Origin of the sequence: Thermosynechococcus sp. QKsg1, assembly GCF_031586415.1 — a bacterium.
GTDB lineage: Bacteria > Cyanobacteriota > Cyanobacteriia > Thermosynechococcales > Thermosynechococcaceae > Thermosynechococcus.
In genome coordinates, this window is record NZ_CP134200.1 from 677,328 (window position 1) to 695,751 (window position 18,424).

24 protein-coding genes are annotated in these 18,424 nt (G+C 54.2%); 6 read left to right on the forward strand and 18 right to left on the reverse strand.

Features of this window, described 5'->3' with window-relative positions; all coding sequences use genetic code 11:
• Positions 1-1,410 carry a signal recognition particle protein gene (ffh, locus tag RHP47_RS03380; protein WP_286626592.1) on the reverse strand — a complete coding sequence of 470 codons (1,410 nt, stop codon included), beginning with the start codon at positions 1,408-1,410 and terminating at the stop codon, positions 1-3.
• A 258-nt stretch (positions 1,411-1,668) separates the two neighbouring features.
• Here ffh and RHP47_RS03385 point away from each other — a divergent pair, with 258 nt between their 5' ends.
• The 5 genes from RHP47_RS03385 to RHP47_RS03405 all read left to right on the forward strand — a co-directional run bounded on the left by RHP47_RS03385 (position 1,669) and on the right by RHP47_RS03405 (position 5,435).
• On the forward strand, positions 1,669-1,896 hold the full coding sequence (locus RHP47_RS03385; protein ID WP_024125006.1) for a hypothetical protein: 228 nt from the start codon (positions 1,669-1,671) through the stop codon (positions 1,894-1,896).
• Positions 1,897-1,921: 25 nt separating this feature from the next.
• Positions 1,922-3,358, forward strand: a complete 1,437-nt coding sequence (locus tag RHP47_RS03390) for a circularly permuted type 2 ATP-grasp protein (RefSeq protein WP_149818177.1) — start codon at positions 1,922-1,924, stop codon at positions 3,356-3,358.
• Positions 3,359-3,487: 129 nt separating this feature from the next.
• Positions 3,488-3,958 (forward strand): CAAD domain-containing protein, encoded by a 471-nt coding sequence (locus RHP47_RS03395; protein ID WP_286626593.1) that lies wholly within the window; start codon positions 3,488-3,490, stop codon positions 3,956-3,958.
• 8 nt (positions 3,959-3,966) lie between these two features.
• Entirely contained in the window at positions 3,967-4,659 is a 693-nt protein-coding gene (locus RHP47_RS03400) for a type 1 glutamine amidotransferase (protein ID WP_286626594.1), read from the forward strand.
• A complete protein-coding gene (locus tag RHP47_RS03405) occupies positions 4,659-5,435 on the forward strand; it encodes an RNA methyltransferase (RefSeq protein ID WP_190278304.1) in 777 nt (258 codons plus the stop codon). Before RHP47_RS03400 ends, RHP47_RS03405 begins: the two co-directional genes overlap by 1 nt.
• Here the strand turns inward: RHP47_RS03405 and psbZ are convergent.
• The 11 genes from psbZ to RHP47_RS03460 all read right to left on the reverse strand — a co-directional run bounded on the left by psbZ (position 5,432) and on the right by RHP47_RS03460 (position 12,913).
• Complete coding sequence (gene psbZ / locus RHP47_RS03410; protein WP_149818185.1) at positions 5,432-5,620, reverse strand: photosystem II reaction center protein PsbZ; 189 nt, start codon at positions 5,618-5,620, stop codon at positions 5,432-5,434. The two genes, RHP47_RS03405 and psbZ, sit on opposite strands and share 4 nt — an antisense overlap.
• Before the next feature lie 116 nt (positions 5,621-5,736).
• Positions 5,737-6,591: a M23 family metallopeptidase gene (locus tag RHP47_RS03415; RefSeq protein ID WP_310841045.1), complete on the reverse strand. Its 855-nt coding sequence runs from the start codon at positions 6,589-6,591 to the stop codon at positions 5,737-5,739.
• A 131-nt stretch (positions 6,592-6,722) separates the two neighbouring features.
• On the reverse strand, positions 6,723-7,478 hold the full coding sequence (locus RHP47_RS03420) for a phycobilisome rod-core linker polypeptide (protein ID WP_310841047.1): 756 nt from the start codon (positions 7,476-7,478) through the stop codon (positions 6,723-6,725).
• A 33-nt stretch (positions 7,479-7,511) separates the two neighbouring features.
• Positions 7,512-8,252, reverse strand: coding sequence for a phycobilisome rod-core linker polypeptide (locus RHP47_RS03425; protein WP_149818191.1), 741 nt, complete (start codon positions 8,250-8,252; stop codon positions 7,512-7,514).
• 3 nt (positions 8,253-8,255) lie between these two features.
• The gene (locus RHP47_RS03430; RefSeq protein ID WP_149818193.1) at positions 8,256-9,089 is read right to left on the reverse strand and encodes a phycobilisome rod-core linker polypeptide; all 834 of its coding nucleotides are present in this window, start codon (positions 9,087-9,089) and stop codon (positions 8,256-8,258) included.
• Between the two features lie 15 nt (positions 9,090-9,104).
• Entirely contained in the window at positions 9,105-9,746 is a 642-nt protein-coding gene (locus RHP47_RS03435) for a HEAT repeat domain-containing protein (RefSeq protein ID WP_225901515.1), read from the reverse strand.
• Complete coding sequence (locus RHP47_RS03440) at positions 9,743-10,573, reverse strand: HEAT repeat domain-containing protein (protein WP_149818197.1); 831 nt, start codon at positions 10,571-10,573, stop codon at positions 9,743-9,745. Before RHP47_RS03440 ends, RHP47_RS03435 begins: the two co-directional genes overlap by 4 nt.
• A 7-nt stretch (positions 10,574-10,580) precedes the next feature.
• A complete protein-coding gene (locus tag RHP47_RS03445) occupies positions 10,581-10,817 on the reverse strand; it encodes a phycobilisome linker polypeptide (RefSeq protein ID WP_149818199.1) in 237 nt (78 codons plus the stop codon).
• 43 nt (positions 10,818-10,860) lie between these two features.
• The gene (locus RHP47_RS03450) at positions 10,861-11,724 is read right to left on the reverse strand and encodes a phycobilisome linker polypeptide (RefSeq protein WP_149818201.1); all 864 of its coding nucleotides are present in this window, start codon (positions 11,722-11,724) and stop codon (positions 10,861-10,863) included.
• A gap of 113 nt (positions 11,725-11,837) precedes the next feature.
• On the reverse strand, positions 11,838-12,326 hold the full coding sequence (gene cpcA / locus RHP47_RS03455; RefSeq protein WP_149818203.1) for a phycocyanin subunit alpha: 489 nt from the start codon (positions 12,324-12,326) through the stop codon (positions 11,838-11,840).
• Between the two features lie 68 nt (positions 12,327-12,394).
• A complete protein-coding gene (locus RHP47_RS03460; protein WP_011057792.1) occupies positions 12,395-12,913 on the reverse strand; it encodes a phycocyanin subunit beta in 519 nt (172 codons plus the stop codon).
• A 433-nt stretch (positions 12,914-13,346) separates the two neighbouring features.
• Between RHP47_RS03460 and RHP47_RS03465 the strand changes: the two genes are divergently transcribed.
• A complete protein-coding gene (locus RHP47_RS03465) occupies positions 13,347-14,054 on the forward strand; it encodes a uracil-DNA glycosylase family protein (RefSeq protein WP_149818205.1) in 708 nt (235 codons plus the stop codon).
• Position 14,055: 1 nt separating this feature from the next.
• Here the strand turns inward: RHP47_RS03465 and RHP47_RS03470 are convergent, their stop codons facing one another.
• The 6 genes from RHP47_RS03470 to RHP47_RS03495 all read right to left on the reverse strand — a co-directional run bounded on the left by RHP47_RS03470 (position 14,056) and on the right by RHP47_RS03495 (position 18,424).
• Positions 14,056-14,415, reverse strand: a complete 360-nt coding sequence (locus tag RHP47_RS03470; protein ID WP_149818207.1) for a PadR family transcriptional regulator — start codon at positions 14,413-14,415, stop codon at positions 14,056-14,058.
• A 391-nt stretch (positions 14,416-14,806) separates the two neighbouring features.
• On the reverse strand, positions 14,807-15,367 hold the full coding sequence (locus RHP47_RS03475) for a 2'-5' RNA ligase family protein (RefSeq protein WP_286626599.1): 561 nt from the start codon (positions 15,365-15,367) through the stop codon (positions 14,807-14,809).
• On the reverse strand, positions 15,367-16,023 hold the full coding sequence (locus RHP47_RS03480; RefSeq protein WP_149818211.1) for a class I SAM-dependent methyltransferase: 657 nt from the start codon (positions 16,021-16,023) through the stop codon (positions 15,367-15,369). Before RHP47_RS03480 ends, RHP47_RS03475 begins: the two co-directional genes overlap by 1 nt.
• A 3-nt stretch (positions 16,024-16,026) precedes the next feature.
• A complete protein-coding gene (locus tag RHP47_RS03485) occupies positions 16,027-16,617 on the reverse strand; it encodes a DUF3177 family protein (RefSeq protein ID WP_149818213.1) in 591 nt (196 codons plus the stop codon).
• Positions 16,618-16,680: 63 nt separating this feature from the next.
• Complete coding sequence (gene yvcK / locus RHP47_RS03490; RefSeq protein WP_190278196.1) at positions 16,681-18,030, reverse strand: gluconeogenesis factor YvcK family protein; 1,350 nt, start codon at positions 18,028-18,030, stop codon at positions 16,681-16,683.
• Positions 18,014-18,424: a hypothetical protein gene (locus RHP47_RS03495; protein WP_149818217.1), complete on the reverse strand. Its 411-nt coding sequence runs from the start codon at positions 18,422-18,424 to the stop codon at positions 18,014-18,016. The genes yvcK and RHP47_RS03495 overlap by 17 nt, the downstream gene beginning before the upstream one ends.

Here is an 18,424-nt window from a genome sequence, read left to right on the forward strand (position 1 = left end):
TTAAAGAACGCCAAAGCCTTTGCGTTTCTTTTGCTTCTTGGGCTTTTTGGGAGCCTGAGCACGACCCCCTCGACCCATTGGGTTCATACCCGGCATCCCCATTCCCGGAAAGCCCCCTTGACCCATCTGCTGCATCAGCGATCGCATCCGCTGGAAATCGCTGACCAACTTTGTCACATCGGCCACTTGATAACCAGAACCTTTGGCAACCCGTTCACGGCGACTGGGGGAGCTAGCGAGAAGTTCAGGATTGCGGCGCTCTTCGCGGGTCATGGAGTTAATCATTGCTTCCGCCCGTTTGAGTTGTACTTCGCCCTGCTGGAGTTGCTCCGTTGAAATTTTATTCATGCCGGGGATGAGCTTCATAATTCCCGCAAGGGAACCCATATTTTTTAGGAGGCGCAGTTGCTTGAGGAAGTCATCAAAGTCAAACTGGGCTTCGAGGATTTTGCGGGACATTTTTTCGGCATCGGCCAAGTCCACTTCCTCTTGGGCTTTTTCGACAAGGGTGAGGACATCCCCCATCCCCAAGATGCGAGAGGCCAAGCGATCGGGATAGAAAGGTTGGAGAGCCTCGACTTTTTCACCAACACCAATAAACTTAATTGGCTGTCCTGACACCTGTCGCACTGAAAGAGCTGCACCGCCGCGTGTATCCCCATCCAGTTTGGTGAGAATGGCACCCGTAATCCCCACCTGCTCATGGAAGGCACGGGTGAGGTTGGCTGCCTCTTGTCCCGTCATTGCATCCACCACGAGGAGAGTTTCGTGGGGTTGGACCGCTTCCTTGATGGCCGCTAGTTCTGCCATCATCTCGGCATCAATTTGTAAGCGCCCGGCTGTGTCAATAATCACGGTATCTACACTGAGTTCCTTGGCTTTGGCCACCCCTTGGCGAGCAATTTCCACGGGGCTAACTTCTGTACCCATCTCAAACACGGGCACGTCAATTTGCTTGCCAAGAGTAATCAACTGATCAATCGCAGCGGGACGATAGACATCGGTGGCCACCAAGAGGGTGCTGCGGCGTTCTTTGCGCAGGTGCAGGGCGAGCTTTGCTGTGGCGGTGGTTTTCCCCGTTCCCTGTAAACCGGCCATGAGAATAATCGTGGGGGGTGGCTCCACGTGAGCAAGGGGACTGTGGGATTCCCCCATGACCTCAACAAGGGCATCGTAAACAATTTTGATAAATTGCTGATCGGGACGAACCCCGGCAATGACCTCAGCACCGATCGCCCGCTGACGCACATTTTCAATAAAGTCTTTAGCGACTTGGAGGTTGACATCGGCCTCTAACAGGGCACGGCGCACTTCCCTAAGAGCTTCTTGGATGTTGTTTTCGGTAATTTTGTCTTGACCCCGTAGGGTTTTCCAAGCAGATTCAAGGCGTTCGGCAAGGGCGTCAAACATGGATTACAGCTCAAGGGGCAACAAGAATTTCATTGATCTTAGAGTATCTATCGTAGCAAACCGTCTTCCCCATACCGTCTTGGCTGCCGATTTAAGCAAGGGGCTGCGAGTTGCAATTTGTAGCAAAGTTAGCAGTGGTCGTCAACCGTATCCCCTAGGCTTTCACGGTAAGATAAAAACATTAGGGTTAGAGTCTTTACTTTTATCAGGTTCTATAAAGACGGCCTATTAAAGGCTCTGATCGGCGGGAGGTGTCCAATGCTTGTGATCCTCACCCAAAATCAGATTTTACCGTCACAGTCTGTGTGTCAATCCTGCTTGTTTGCTGATCGCCAAGGCCAACCCCGCTGGCAGGAGGGTCAGCTCCGTTGTGGGGCGCCTCTAGGGAGTACTGCCGAAGCGGGATGTCAACACTTTCGCTGTCAAATGGGGTTTCATTTAGTGGCGGTGTCAGATTTGCCGACTCCTCTCGAGCAAGACCATTGAGGGAAATCGCCACCAAGGAATATCAATGCTGGAATTTGAGAACTACGATCCGGAAGACTTTTACGACGAGTGGTTTCTAGCCAAAGGCCAACCACGATCTTTTATTGAACCGCTGTTACAAGGGGTGCGATCGCTGCCAGCGGGAGAACTGCAACAGCGCCAAAAAACCGCCCAACAGGTGATGTTTAACATTGGCGCCACATTCACGGTCTATGGTGCTGCCGAGGGCACCGAGCGGATCATGCCCTTTGATATTCTGCCGCGGGTCATTCCCGCCCAAGAGTGGCAAGCCCTTGAACGGGGTCTCAAGCAACGGATTGCGGCGCTCAATACATTTATTGCGGATGTCTATGGTGAGCAAAAAATTATTAAGGATGGTGTCATCCCACGGCAACTCATTGAGTCGGCCAAGGGCTATCTGCGTCCCTGCCATGACCTGAAGCCGCCGGGGGGCATTTGGTGCCATATTACGGGTACCGACTTAGTGCGCGATCGCGATGGCACCTTCTATGTCCTAGAAGATAACCTGCGCTGCCCTTCGGGGGTCTCCTATGTGCTGGAAAACCGCCGCGTGATGAAAAGCACGTTTCCCCTTGTCTTCAAAGAACTGCACATTCAACCTGTGGACGAGTACCCCAGCCATCTCCTAGAAACGCTGCTGAACCTTGCGCCCCCCGGCCTACCGGATGCGACCGTGGTGGTACTGACGCCGGGGATGTACAATTCCGCCTATTTTGAGCATTCCTTCCTTGCTCAGCAAATGGGGGTAACGCTTGTGGAAGGGCGGGATCTGGTGGTGGCCGATGGTTACCTACAAATGCGCACAACCAAGGGTCTGAAGCGCGTGGATGTGGTCTATCGCCGCATTGATGATGACTTCATTGATCCAGCGGTATTTCGTCCTGATTCGATGCTGGGGGTCAGGGGTCTGATGGAGGTTTATCGCCAAGGGCGGGTGGCGATCGCCAATGCCCTCGGAACTGGCGTGGCCGATGACAAGGTAATTTATGCCTATGTGCCGCAAATGATTCGCTATTATCTCGGTGAGGAACCCCTACTGCCCAATGTGCCCACCTACCTGTGTTGGGAGCCAGAACAGTTAGATCATGTGCTCAAGAACCTCGATTCCCTCGTGGTGAAATCTGCCAACGAGTCCGGCGGCTATGGCATGCTCATTGGTTGTCAAGCCACGGCTGAGCAGCGGGCAGAATTTGCAGAGCGCATCAAAGCCAATCCCCGCAACTACATTGCCCAGCCCACCCTTTCGCTGTCGCGCGTGCCCACCCTGCTGGGGGATGAAATTGTCGGCTGCCATGTGGACTTACGCCCCTATATCCTGTACGGTAAGGAAATTTATGTCCATCCCGGTGGTCTGACGCGGGTGGCGATGAAGCGTGGCTCATTGGTGGTGAATTCTTCCCAAGGGGGCGGGAGCAAGGATACGTGGGTGCTTAATGATTAGAGCCGTCTTTTGGGGACAGGGGATGCTAGCGGTAAGGCACCACCTATGTTAAACAATTATTAGCTATTAGCCAACGCTGATCGGTGAACTTAGCCTAAACTTGCTGAGGTACTGAAGGAACTTAAGCGCATGAATGAATTTGAGACATCCCCAACCACAGAAACCGCCCATACGGAAAAGCCTATTTTTGAACCAACGCCGGCACCAGCACCCTTAGCGGAAGTAGAGTCTCAGCCAGCACCGCCGAAGGTGGGCGGTCTCACGGATGAACAGTGGCAACAGGCTCGTGAAAAACTCTATTGGCTCCTCACGGTCTTCCCCGATCAGGTTAGTGCATTTCTGGGCGAATACAAGCAGCCCCTGCGCACCCTCCTCATCATTCTCGCCACTGTTCCCTTTGTGGCACTCGCGGTTGCCATTTTGGAAGTAGTGAATGCCATTCCCCTCCTAGGCCCGACCTGTGAACTCGTAGGCTTTGGCTACACTTGTTGGTTTCTCTATCGGTATGTCCTCTTTGAGTCCGGTCGCCGTGAGTTTGGCCAAAAGGTGAACGAGTACAAATCCCGTATCCTTGGCAACGAAGGCGGCAGTTCTTCCTAAGGGGATTCATGCGGCTGCACTACCTCCAGCACGTGCCCTTTGAGACCCCCGCCCACATTGCGCAGTGGGCGATCGCCCGTGGTTTTGATTGGCAAGGCAGTCATCTCTATGCGGGCGAGCCGCTACCCGCATTGACGGAGGTGGATGCGCTGATTGTGATGGGCGGCCCTATGGGGGTACACGATGAGGCTGTTTATCCGTGGCTAGGGGCTGAAAAGGCCTTTTTGCGCCAAGCGATCGCCAACGGGTTACCCATTTTCGGGATTTGTCTTGGTGCTCAGCTCTTGGCACAAGTCCTAGGGGCAGAGGTCACCCCAGCACCCACGAAGGAAATCGGCTGGTTTCCCATTGAACTGACAGCAGCCGCCCAAGCGCATCCTTGGTTTCAGGATTGGCCACCCCAACTGACGGTGCTGCATTGGCATGGGGAGATGTTTAGCCTCCCTCCGGATGCGATGCCCCTCGCCAAAAGTGCCGCCTGTCCGCAGCAAGGATTCTTGTGGGGCGATCGCATTGTTGGTCTTCAGTTTCACTTAGAAGTGACCCCCGCTAGCCTTGGGGAGTTGATTCAGCACTGTCAGCACGAGCTAGTCCCCGGCCCTTACATTCAATCCGCCACAGAGATTCAAGCTCAAGCCGCGCAAACCGCACTCTTGACTCCCTATCTGGAACGTTTACTTGAGCGCTGGATTCAGTCGTGATCATTACCAGTCGGCAGAATCCCTTGGTGCGCTCGATCCGTAGGCTGCACCACCGTAAATATCGCCAAGGGCACTTGCTTTTAGAGGGGACTCATTTGCTCCAAGAGGCACTGGCAGCCGGCTATCGCTTATCGGTGGTTTGCTATACCAGCGCTTGGCAAGCAAAGCAATCGCCAACATTTTGGCAGCAGGTTGTCCATAGGAGCGATCGCGCCGTTGAAGTCAGTGAAGAGGTACTGACTGCCCTCTGTACGACAACCACTCCCGATGGCGTCGTTGCTGTTGCCGACTATACACCCCTTCCTACCTTGCCACTCCAGCGTTTAGGTCTGTGCTTAGTCACGCTTCAGGATCCGGGCAACTTGGGAACGATTATTCGTACCGCTGCCGCCGTAGGTGTTGAGGGGCTATTGTTGACCCCCGATTGTGTGGACATGACCCATCCAAAAGTGTTGCGTGCCAGTGCCGGCCAGTGGTTTCGCCTACCGATGCAAACTGTTAGCGATGGTTTGGCAACTCTCAAAGCCTACCAAGCCCAAGGATGGCAAATAGTCGTCACATTACCAACCGCGCCACTGATCTATTGGCAAGCGGATTTTCGTCAACCGACCTTACTGGTCATGGGAAATGAAGGCCAAGGGTTACCCCCGGCCTACCAAGATCTCACGTTTACGGCACTGCGGATTCCTCAGGAGCCAAATGTTGAATCCCTCAATGTGGCGATCGCCACAGCAGTGCTCTTGTACGAAGTCTATCGCCAACGCTGGCTGAACTAAACCACAAAAAAGTTGAGAACGCCTACCACCAGCACTAGGGCAATCCATAGCCCAGAGCCAAGGAAAATTAACTGCTTTGAGCGATCCCAGTCTTGGGGCGAGGCGTAGGCCACTGGCACAGCCACCACCATCACAAAGGAGAGGACGACAAGGGCAGCAAGAGCCAGTTGAAAGAGAATCGTCATTGTTGCTAACTCCCAAATCTTATCAGCGGCAATGGTAGCGAAGCGGCTACCTCTGAACTAGCATTATCCCCCATTTCTTGACCCTAAACTAGGCTCAGCAGCGAGTTATATCGCAACTATTGCCAGCCCTGAGCCAGCCACGATCGCGGATCAACGCACTCGCCATTAACGTAGAGTCCCCAATGTAAATGGGGTCCTGTGGAGGCACCCGTATTGCCAACCGTACCAATGACTTGTCCTGCCTCAACCATTTGTCCCTCTTGAACGCGGATTTGATCGAGGTGCAGGTAAATCGTCAGCACCCCCTGCCCATGATCAATACCGATTGTGTTGCCATGGATGAGAAATCCTTGGGATTCTCGCCCCACTAAGGCCACTCGCCCCCGCTGCGCCGCTACTACGGGTGATCCCTTGGGGCCTGCATAGTCCAAACCACGATGGAAGTAGTCCTTGGCAAAAACCCCGTTGTAGTACCGCCGCACGCCGTAGGGTGTGGTCACAGGGCCACTGTTGGGGCGGCGAAAGGCACCTTGCCAGAGTCTTTCGGGGGTGACCAGTGCCTTAAAAGCATCCACGCGATCAAATTCCAAATCCGTTCCTGAGGCGTCTTTGCCCGGTGGGAGCCAAATACTTTGCACAGGAAAGGAGCGATCGCCCACCCACAGCAACAGATTGCGGGTTTCATTTCCTGAGCGAACCACCAATGAACGGCGGCCGGGGGTCTGTAGTGGTGTTGTGGCCACAAACGCACGCCATTGCTGTGGCCCAATGGAGAAGACCGGCAGGGCTTTGCCCGCCACCTCGACTGTGGGTTGTTCTGAAGCGTTGACCACAATGGCCAGCGTATCTCCCAAAACAGCGCGACCGGGACTGACGGTGACCGTAATTGGAATCGTAACTTGACTACTGGCGGGCAGAATGGTGGTAGTGATAATGGCAGGTACTAGCCACGGGAGAAGGCGATCGCGCATAGCGGCAAGAAACAATGAGCCTCTAGATTGGACACGCAAAAATGCACTGGGGTTCCAAGCAGGAACGAATGAGAAAAAGCCGCCAGTAAATTTACCGACGGCCAGATGATTAAAGCATCGTTGAGCGTAATTTAACGCCGGCGGGGCACCTTGGCCAAGTAGTCAATATCAGCGGCACGCAACTGCTGGGCATAGCGAGTCTTGGGCGCGATCGCTGCTGCCAAATTGCGGTATTTGCGGGGGTCGCCCTCCGGTAGCCGCCGCTCTTGGAACTTGCGATCGTAGAATTTCTCCAGCGTAAACCGCCAATCCGTGGTAGTGGTGCCGACTTTGTCGCGGTATTCAAAGCCATAGCGCGGCGTCACGAGGTTAAAGGGACGTCCCTCCATCCGCTTGCGCTGGTAGGGCACCGTAAAGTCACCAAAGGCATTGGTGTATTCCTCACTGTCGAGGAGGGCATCGACAAAGCCATAGAAGCCAAGAGTGCCGATTTTAATTGACCAAGCAATTTTTTCCTCTTCGTTGTAGGCACTGCGCCCCAAGAACCGCCGCAGGCAAACATCCACCAAACGGTAGTTGTCGTTCACAGCCACCACCGTATTGTAGAAGCGCTCTGATTTGGCCAGACCGCGAATGAAGTCCCGCACCGTAATCACTCGGTTCACTAATTGGGATTCCAAGGTGATTTGACGGTTAAAGGCCAAGGTGGCATGCTCACTAAACACCTGCCGATAGCAGGCCCAAATCACCTCGCGGATTTCCGCGTAGGAGGCCGCATCCTCAAGACGATAGATATAGGGGGTATCTTCGTTTTGATCGGCAGTTCCAAAGCTAGCGACGCGGTGGTTTTGAGTCGTGGGTTTGTAGGCGAGTAGAGGTAAGTCCATGGATCTCTCCCAAGTCAAAGAGTGAAACAATAGCTAGCGCAGCGGAAAGGTCGCCGTCGGGTTGATCGACGCCGGTACAGTCGGGCGATCGCGCCGCGTGGTATCGGGGATTTGCACATTGGCCGTGGACACTGGCTTGAACTGCACAGGCGTCACCTTGACCGATCGTGCCATCTCCAAGAAGTTGCGAATGTCGCCCCACTTGTAGCGACTGTTCTCTAACTTATCGCGCCAGTAGTCACCATAGCGAGGGGTCACCAGATTAAAGGGGCGATCTTTATAGCGACGACGCTGGTAGGGCACGGTGTTATCGCCAAAGTTTTGCGTATATTCGTCACTATCCACAAGGGTATCGACAAATTTCTGCCAACCGTCGGTGGCAATGCGAATGGACCACGCCAGTTCTTCATCTTTGTTGTAAGGGGCACGCCCAAGGAGCCGCTTCAGGGCAATTTCCACCAAGCGATAGTTGGAGTTCGTCTCCACCACCAAGCGACGGAATGTCTCCGATTTGGCCAAGCCGCGAATAAAATCCCGTACCGAAATGGCACGATTGGCTAGTTGGGACTCCAAATGGGGCTGGCGGGTACTCTTGAGGACAACGTGTTCACTAAACACTTGGCGATAGGCTGCCCAAATCAGTTCATCAATATCCGACTGATCCACTGCATCCTCAAGGGAATAGCGCCAAGGGGTGTCTTCATTGGGCACTTCATAGCCCGGTACCCGCTGATTTTGGGAACTAGGGGCATAGCTCAGCAAGGGAATCGTCATGGCTTACACCTTTGGTTGAGAGGGCAAATAACGATAGGGCAACGCAACGGGCACAGGTTTGACCGGTGTCGGCGGCAGATCCCGCTCTTGGGCGGTGTTGGGAACCGTCACCAAACTGGAGGTGGCCCGTGCCACATGGCGTTGAGTATCGAGGGTAGGCACCACAATTGAACGCGCCATAGAGAGGAAGTTGGCTGGAATTGCGCCGCGGATAATTTGCTTGTCCAGTGGCCCTGCGGTGTAGTAGCGCACTTGATAGTAAGAACGGCCACTCAGGGACATTTCCTTGTTGCGCCAGTAGTCGCTGTAGCGGGGATTAACGAGGTTAAAAGGACGCGCCATGCGCCGCCGCCGTTGGTAGGGGACAATATCGGCACCAAAGTTTTGCTGGTACTCGTCGCTGTCCACCAAGGCATCAATAAATCCTTCTAGGCCACGGGTGGCTAAAATAATTGACCAAGCAATCTGCTCCTGCTGGCCATAGGTGGGGCGGCCAAGGAATCGCTTGAAGGAGACATCCACAAGGCGGTAATTGGAATTGACGGCTGCCACTTGCTCGCGATAGACCTCGGACTTACCCAAGCCACGGATAAAATCCTGTACGGAAATGGCACGATTGCGCAGTTGGGATTCTAGGAAGGGCTGACGGTAGGAGGCCAAAATCAGGTGCTCGCTGAAAATTTGGCGATAGGCTGCCCAAATCAGGGCATCGACGTCTGCGGCATCGGTGGCATCGGTGAGGCGGTAGATGACGGGATCATCCTCGGCGGGGACTTCATAACTGACCACCCGCTGGTCAAGGGTTCTGGGCTTCACAGCCAGCAAGGGTAACGACATAACTTTCCAATCCTTTTAGGTGTGCATGGACAGAGAGTCCCTCTGGAGGGCAAGTTGACAACGGGAACGCACAACAATGTCGGGGTCGCGATCGCTCAAATGATTGAGGAGGAAACGCACCGCTTCCCGAAGGGCACGAGCAGCCGCCTGCTGATGCAGATGATCGAGGGCAACACCCACGGCATAGCGAACCGCCCAATCCGCTGCTTCACTGTTGCGTTGAAGAACTGTGAGTGCTTCCCTTAATTGAGCCTCTCTTGCCGTCTCTTCAGGGATTAACTGCCAGCGGAGCGTTCCTAAGGCCTTTGTGGCGGCGCGACGAACACTGGGGGCAAAATCCGACTGCGCGGCAGCCAATAAGACCCGTAGGGCGGCAGGATGACCAATGCTTCCCAAAACTCGCACCCCATAGGCACGGGCACCGTAGTTGTATCCATCCAACTGTGCCAACAGCGGCTCCACGACAGCATCCCCAAGGGCAATGAGGCCTGCCACAGCGGCTTGGGCAGCAGCGGGGTTGTTGTACCCCAAAACCGCAATCAGCGTGGGAATGGCAGCGGTGTCTTTTTGCTGGGCAAGCTGAACCACCGCCTCGCATAGGGCAGGAGCAGAGGTGGCGGTCTCAACGGCATGGATATAGGGATGGAGATCACTCACAGCAGTTGATCCAATCCTTGAAAGAGGGAGAGGGTCTGTTCGGCTGGGGCGGCCTGCCGCAGTTGCTGGCTGAGGATGCCGTGGAGGGCAATGAGCTTGAAGCTCGCTTCAACACCCGCCTGCAAAATAGCCTCTGCTGCGGGTAGATAGCCCATCGCTCCCAAATCCAGAAGCGCTGTCCGCCGCAGTTGCACATCCTCACTGTTGAGAGCCGCTAGCAGGCGATCGCCATACTCGGCCGCTCCCGTGAGCTGAAAAAGTGCCCGCGCGGCGGCAAATTGGACTCGCGGCATCTCATGGGCCAAGAATGGCTCAATCAGGGCAATGGCTTCAGTGGCACCGAGCTGACCCAAGCTTTCAATCACAGCTTCCACCGGCTGCACTAAATGCGGGCGCCCGGGGACGAGCCGCGCCATTGCCACACCCCCTTCTAGGAGCGCTTGTAGGGGCGCGATCGCTTGGGGATCTCCCAACTGACCAAGGGCAATGGCCGCCGCCTCACGGACATAAAAATCCTCGCAGCGCAAGCACTCAATTAACGCCGGTACGGCTTGGCGATCGCCCAACTTGCCCAAGGCACGGGCGGCATTCCGCCGCAGAGGGTAGCCCCCCAATTCTGTGCGATCGGCCTCATCGGCTAAAGCCATCATCAAAGCGCTGACAATGGCCTGCCGCTCCGCTGCCGTTGCCGTTTCTAGGCCAAACTTCCCCAGCCACCACGCCGCATAGTAGCGGAGACTGGTATCCGTCCCCTGAAGCTGCGCCAGCATTTGGGGAACCGTCAGTTGTACCGGTTCAGAGACCGCCGTCATTCCCTCTCCAGACATCAGCCAATTAGGAGGCGACGACGGGGGTAATGGAAACGATTTTGCCCCCCATGCGGGTAATGCGCTGCATCTCTTCATTCATGCGGTTGTAGGGCACCGTAATAAAGGTGCTACCGCTGCGCCGAATCGGAAACCCCATTTTGTCAGTTTCTTCGTTTTGACGCAGACCCACAACCTCGTAGCGGAAAACGCGAGCGCCGGAGGGGCTAAGGGCAGCACTTCCAGACGCAGTTTGACCAAACATGACACCTGACTCCCAATCTCAAAAGGACGCTAAACAAACATTCCTAGGCAGGATTGACACTGACAATGCGAGCACCCGTGCGCTGAAGCTGCTGCATTTTGCTCGACAGTTGCTCATAGGGCACCAAGAAGGCGGTACTGCTGCGGCGCACCCCTGGATAGCCCGGTTGGCGAATGCCCGCCACTTCAATGCGATAGACGCGGCCACTTTCACCAAAGGAACCACCCAAGCAAGCCCGTGGGGGAACATCGGCACTGGGGGTGTAGTAGGCAAAGGCTGTATCGCTACTCGAAGGCGGCACCACCGTATTGGGACTGTTGGTGGCCAGATCCCGCGCTAAACGGGACATGCTGCCTTCTGCTTGGGCGCGATCGCTATTGGCATAGCCACGATAGAGACGGAACATGCGGTTAAAGCCCACTGTTTTCTGACCCGGCTGGCTATTAAAGCCACGGTAATAGGGCACGACCCAATCCCCAAAGCTATCGGTGTATTCGGGGGAATCAATGTAGGAGTCAATGTCGGCATCAAAGCCCTCATTTTCGTAGAGATCCAAATGGAAGATTACTTCCGACTCGTCGTAGGGTGCCCGCCCCAACAAATGCTTATAGTTCAGTTCAATGACACGGGTTTGAAAATTGCCGTAGAGAAACTTCTCTTTGTATAGTTCCGACTTGGCCACTGCGCGCACAAACTCCCGCACGGTAATTTTGCCATTGCGCAACAGTGACTCCGCACTCACCAAACGCTCCGATGCCATGACATAGTCATTGCCCAAGACCTGACGGTAAACGGCACGGATGACAGTCTCTAGATCTTCCTCGCTCCAGTTGGCACGCAGCTCCACCCGCGGAGCATCACTGAAGGCGGAGGTACCCAAGCGCGAAGCAGCAGCAGTAATAGCCACGGTACAAACTCCTAAATATCGAGGGTACAAACAAGCCCGGTGCTGTAAACAAAGGGTCAGCCCAACGCCGACAACATCTGCTTACCTCACCGGGCAACGAAGGGAAACGCCTATTAGCTGAGGGCGTTAATGGCGTAGTCGATGTAGGCGTTGGCTTCCACCGCAGCTTGGCCCGTCAAGCCATGATTGGCTTTGATGTATTTCAGAGCTTCCACATACCAGCTTGGGGAGAGATCAAACGTGCTGTTGATTTCAGACAAGCCAGCGATGAGGTACTCATCCATCGGACCAGTGCCACCGGCAACGAGGCAGTAGGTCACCATCCGCAGGTAGTAGCCGATGTCACGGGCGCACTTGGCTTTGCCTTCGGGGGTCGAGGCATATTGAGAGCCTTGCATGGTGGTGGTGTAGGGGAATTTTTGGTACACCGCTTGGGCTGCGCCGTCAATCAGGCTCTGAGCATTGTTGGTCAGGGCGCGAGCAGCTTCCATGCTGGCCACAGCGCGCTTGAAGCGACCGTCAACCGCTTGCAGCTCGGTGTTGCTAAGGAAACGACCTTGGGTATCAGCGGCGGCAATAGCTTCAGTAATCGGCGTTTTCATGGATAAAATATCTCCCTAAAAAATGTGCGTGTTCAGAACGGTCAAAGTTACAAGACGGTAGCTGTGTCTTAGGCAACAGCGGCAGCGGCACGATCAAAGTAGCCAGCAATCTCAGACATCAGGGCACTGCAATCGCCAGGGGTGATGCCATTGGGATCATTGGCGATCGCGATCGCGGCATCTTTCATTTTTTGGATAGCCACAGCCACGGAGGAGCCGGGGGTACCAAGGGCTTGGTAGGTTTCCCGCAGACCGTTCAAGCAGCGATCATCGAGCACGCTGGAGTCACCGGCCAAAATGGCGTAGGTCACATAGCGCAAGATGATTTCCATGTCGCGCAGGCAAGCAGCCATACGACGGTTGGTGTAAGCATTCCCACCGGGTTGGATCAGTTGGGGTTGCTCTGCAAAGAGGGCACGAGCAGCGTTAGCAACGATCGTGGAGGCATTGCTGGTGATGCGGTTGACGGCATCCAGACGCTTGTTGCCTTCTTTCACCAAGTTGGACAGGGCATCGAACTGGGCGTTGGTGAGGAATTCACCGCGGGCATCGGCCTGAGCGACAACTTTGGCAAATGCATCTAGCATGGATCAATTCTCCTTAAAGGTTGTTAAAGAAGTTAGAACTTCTTGACATTCCTGCCCCTAGCGGGATTGCAGGATTTTTATGGTGTTTTTGTGTCAACCCATAAAGGCTGTGTCAAGCAACCTTAGAGCGACCAAGCTGATCCTTGGTGTGGATATGTCAGGTCACGAACACCACAGTGGTGGGTGCCGGAAAGGTCGAATAACAGCCTGTGTTTCCCTAGGTGAGGTCAACAACCGTGCTGTTAAACCCTTCAGGTATTTCTTATACAATGCAGTGGGAAACCTGTTTCGCCGTAGTTATTAATTTGTAAAATACTTTTGTGAGATAAATTAAGCTTCCCGCGATCGCCATAAAATTGGTGCGATTTGTCCTAAGTTTTTCCTAAGTTTCGTGAAGTTTCTTTAACATTATTCTCAGGAAGTTACGATCCACATGAGTGAACCGTTGCAATTTAGCTTATTTGACACCCCCACCGAGGCCGAACCTGCACCAGCGACGCCCCTTGATGCTGCCACCTACGATCAAATTCCACTGCGGGCTGAGGTGCCCATTCCCGCCGGTACCTACCGCGACTTGGAGGCGCTTGCGGCGCATTGTCAGCAGTGTCAACGCTGTGGCTTAGCGGCCACCCGTACCCATGTGGTGGTCAGCCGTGGTAATCCCGCCGCCAAGCTGATGATTATTGGGGAAGGACCGGGTCAAGCGGAGGATGAAACAGGTCGCCCCTTTGTTGGCAAGGCAGGGCAGCTCCTCGATAAAATCCTTGCTTCGGTCAATCTCGATAGTGAACGGGATGCCTATATCTGCAACATTGTGAAGTGCCGCCCCCCCGGCAACCGCGTCCCAACACCCGTTGAAGCAGCAGCCTGTTTGCCCTACCTCCTAGAGCAGATTCGCTTGGTGAATCCCCGCATTATTTTGCTGGCGGGGGCAACGGCTGTCTCTGGATTGCTGAAAGATAATCGCGGCATTACCAAAATTCGTGGCCAGTGGATTGAATGGCAGGGACGCTGGTGTATGCCGATTTTTCATCCTGCTTATCTGTTGCGAAATAACTCGCGGGAGCCGGGCAGTCCCAAGTGGCTAACGTGGCAGGATATGCAAGCCGTGCGCGATCGCCTGCGCCAACTCGATGCTTAGATTACTCCTGACGGTGGGGATGTTCCTGCAAATAGCGTAGCCAAAGCTCCGAAAGTTCCCGCGCCTGTTGCTCCTTTTCGCCAACAATGTGGTACATTCGCCGCGGCCGACCGCGACCTTCCACCTTCTTCCAATAACCATCAATAATTCCCTCATCCTCGAGGAATTTGAGGGCGCTGTAAAGAACCGTATCAGAAAGGCGGTAAAGAGGATATTCGTTTTCAATGGCTTGAATCAGCGCCGTGCCATAGGAGTCCCCCTTTTCCACAAGGGTATAGAGCACATAGCACACCGCAACTTCCTTGCTCAGGTAAACGGGCGGTGGCTGGCGGAAAAAGGTGTAGATATCTTCCAGTTTCATAACCTTATCCTCAGCAATGGGCTACTGCTGATCCATTGACTCCCCAAAATTCCTCAGATCATGGAAGCGTCTGAATTCAACTCTGTTGCTCCAAATGATAGAAAACACAAATACTCCCCCCTTAATGTCAGCACTTGCCTCTAGCCTCATATAGCGCATGAAAGTCACTAAGTATTTATCACTACCAAGACTACAATATTGTTTTACAACCCTTTCCTGATATATAGGAGAAACAGTCTTCTCCCGTATCGGCTTTCACGATTTTAAGCGTGGGCCATCCTTGTGCAAAGGGCTATACTTCTGATTTTAGGAAGTCTGAGAGAAAAGTGTTCCTTGCATCATAATTCCGCAGTTGGCAAAAATCAAGTCATTGGCTTGTTGCAAATTGATTTCAAGGGGCATCAGGGGCAAGATTTCTTAACAAAAATTCACGATAAATCTGCCAGCGGCGGCCATTGTGCACCAGCAGTGTGAGGTGGGATACCCAACAGCGAGCCGCAAAGGATTGTGCTTGAAAGTCTGCCCAAGCGTGGCGAAAGTTGTCCTTGGTTAAATCACGAAAGGCGATCGTCATGTGGGGGGTAAAAGGGTGCCGCCGGGTGAAGGGAAGGTTCAAGGGTTGAGCTACGCTCTTAACTAAGTTGGCTTGGAGCATTTTCAGATCTGGGGTGGCGGCAACATGAATGTAAATGACCCGCGGCGGAAAGGCAGCAAAGCCATTGAGAATCAATTCCACTGGAGCAGCTTGGCGGGAAAAGGTTTCTAGGGCTTGCTCTAGATCTGCTACTGCTACATGTGGCCACCAAAAGGGGGGATAGAGGGTGACGTGGGGTGGGGAGCGTAGTGCTGCTTGGGTTTGGTAGCGATCGCAACAATACTGCTTGAGGCGGGTGACTTCAGCCTGAATGTCAGCATTGGGCAACAAAGCAATAAAGTAATGCCGCCGGTTCATTAGCGCTGTGCCACAACGGTCCAATGGCGATCGGAGGTGAGGGTGGCTTGCCACTGCTGCGGCGGCTGCGGCAAGGTTTTGAACAGATCCCTCATTTCCGTTAAGGTCAGTGCCGCATGGAGCGAATCGGCAAACAGTTGCCGTTGTTGGGGCGTGTCTTGACCCGCATATTGGTCAACCAAGGCTTGCAGTTCTGCCCGCGTTTGCGGACGACAGAGATCGCGGATAAACAGGGTGCCTTGGGGACGGAGCACCCGCAGCATTTCCCCTAGGGCAGGCTGGGGATCGGCTAAGTGATGGACAAGGCTATTGCTGATAACGACATCAAAACTCGCTGCGGCAAAGGGCAAGGCTTTGGCATCCCCTTGCATAAAGTTTAATTGGGGACTGTGGTGCCGGGCGATCGCCAGCATGGCTGGACTGAGGTCAATCCCTGTTAGTTGCCAATGGGGATAGCGTTGATGCAGCATTTGCAGAATCCGCCCGTTCCCTGTACCCACATCTAAAACTTTTAGAGGTTGCTCAACACTGGCTAAGACTGCGGCTAAATCTTCACAGAAGACGGCATTAACGGCAGTAAAATCCATGGCGTCATAGGCGGCAGCCGTTTCTGGCGTCTCCATGACCTCAGGTTCAAGAATGCGTTGCAGCGGCATAGGCTATAGACCCGTGGCCGATCGCCCCTGCTTGGGTAAGCGCACAAACACAAAGTAGCTCAGGTAGAGCAGATAAATCACCAGTGCAACCGCCGCAAAGAAGCCAAGGGTGCCAGCGCGGGCTTGGGCATGGAAAATATCTTTGAACATCAGGGGCGGCTCGAGCCAGACTTGGCAACTGGGGGTCTGAACGGCACCAGCGACAAACGCACAGGGCAAATAAAAGGCCTGACCAATGGCGGCAAGGGTACAGTAGAGCGTGATTGCCCAGCGCCAGCTACTAAAGACTTGACCAATCAAATCTTGGCGATCGCTAATTTCTTCATTGAGATCGACCCAGAACCAGAGGCTAATGGGAATCAGTACCAAGGCCATAAATCCCGTGACGTAGGCCACTGGCCACTGGGGCATCATCAGATATACCGTAATTGCCAATAGACTGGACACCCGCCAATAGATAATCAGCAGTTGAGTAATGGCTGGCACATTCTGAATCGTTGACCACAAGAGCAGGATCAAGGGAATAACGACTGTAAACAGTACCGCCAAGCGGTAGTCCATCCACACGAGCGAGCGCAGAAGTTCCAAGGACATGGCAGGCCACAGACCCAAGTGCAACGGTTCTATTATTAGGGATCGCCTTCCCAAGGCACAAGGCTAGAGCGATCGCACGCGTTCATACCAACGCATCAGAATGGCTGCTAACTTTTGCGAATCATGGCGCACGGTTGGCGTGGATTCGTCCATCACATCAGCAAGGATCAGCCGACAGTTTTGGCGGGTCAGGGCTTCCCGATCAATAGCCACAGCGGTACTTCCCTGCTGCGCATAGCGTTCAAGGTGAGCAGCACTGGGGGGATATTTTTGCACCAGCACTGCATCAAACAGGCGATCGCCCGTGACCGCATCAAGAGCACGCACATGATCACTCACAGCATAGCCATCGGTTTCCCCCGGCTGCGTCATAATGTTGCAGACGTAAACACAGGGGCACTGCCGCTCCGCTAGGGCTTGGGCAATCTCAGGCACCAAAAGATTGGGAATGATACTCGTATAGAGACTGCCGGGGCCAAGGATAATGTAGTCGGCTTCATGGAGAGCTTGAATGGCGCGGGGTAGGGCTTTGGGGGCAGGGGGAGAGCAACCAATTTCGACAATTTTGCCGCGGGCGGCTGTAATGTTGGACTCCCCATGAATGAGGCGACCATCGGCAAGGCGTGCCCAAAGGGTCATATCTGTTAGGGTGGCTGGCAACACTTGACCACGAATGGCCAAGACCGCTGAACTGGTGGCGATCGCTCGCTCCAGATCCCCCGTGATATTTGTCATCGCCGTCAGAAACAAATTGCCAAAACTGTGCCCCGCCAAGCCATCGCCCGCCTCAAAGCGGTACTGAAAGAGTTCGGTGACGATTTTCTCCTCATCCGCTAGCGCCGCCAAGCAGTTGCGAATATCCCCCGGTGGCAGCACCCCAATTTCTCGCCGCAGTCGTCCGGATGAGCCGCCATCATCGGCCATCGTCACAATGGCAGTGATATTGGAACTATAGAGCTTGAGTCCCCGCAAGAGGGTTGACAGCCCCGTACCGCCCCCAATGGCCACAATTTTCGGGCCTCGCCCCAAGCGCCGATGGGTGAGGAGTCGCTCCACAAGCGCCTTATCGTCCTCTGGCAGTAGGACTTCCGTAATGGAACCAAGGGTACGGGCATAGCCCCAAGCAATCAGTGCCAACCCCCCAAGCAGCAGTAAAGGGCCACTGATGTAGCTGGGCACAAAACGGGCAATACTTTGAACAAACTGCTCTAGAAATTGCAGGAAGTAAAAAATGGGGGTGAGGTTGATGCTAATGGCAAAGCCCAGACTAGCCAGCAAAACGCCAACTGCACTAATTAGGAGCCATCGTTTCACCAGTAGCCCAGGGAGCAACCATTGGGACCACAAACGGATTTTACGACGGGCTGGACGCAGTCTTGCTGAGAGTTGTTGAGCCTTATTCGCTCTCCTCATCCGCACCAATACCCAAATAGGTTTTACCGAGGTAGCGGGCGAGGCGCTGGAGTGGATTGGTCACTTGGGTTTGGTGTTCAGCGTGGTCACTATTCACAGGAACGCCTAAAATGCCTGAAAATTCGTCATCACTGATTTCCCCCGCCTGATGTTGGGCAAAGGAATCCACCACCTGCACCAGTTCATCGGTGGAAAACTCAAAACCATGCTGACTGGCAAAATCCACCACTTTCGGTGCCATTTTTCCCCGCAGCGCGGCCAGTTCCTCGGCATCGAGTTCGGCAGCCCCGCTGATATTGCCATCCCCTACCCCCAGAAGGTTTTCCAATTCATCCCGCAGTTTGGCATCCTCAGCGGTTTTTTGCATGAACGCTAATACCTGTGCCGTGGCCAT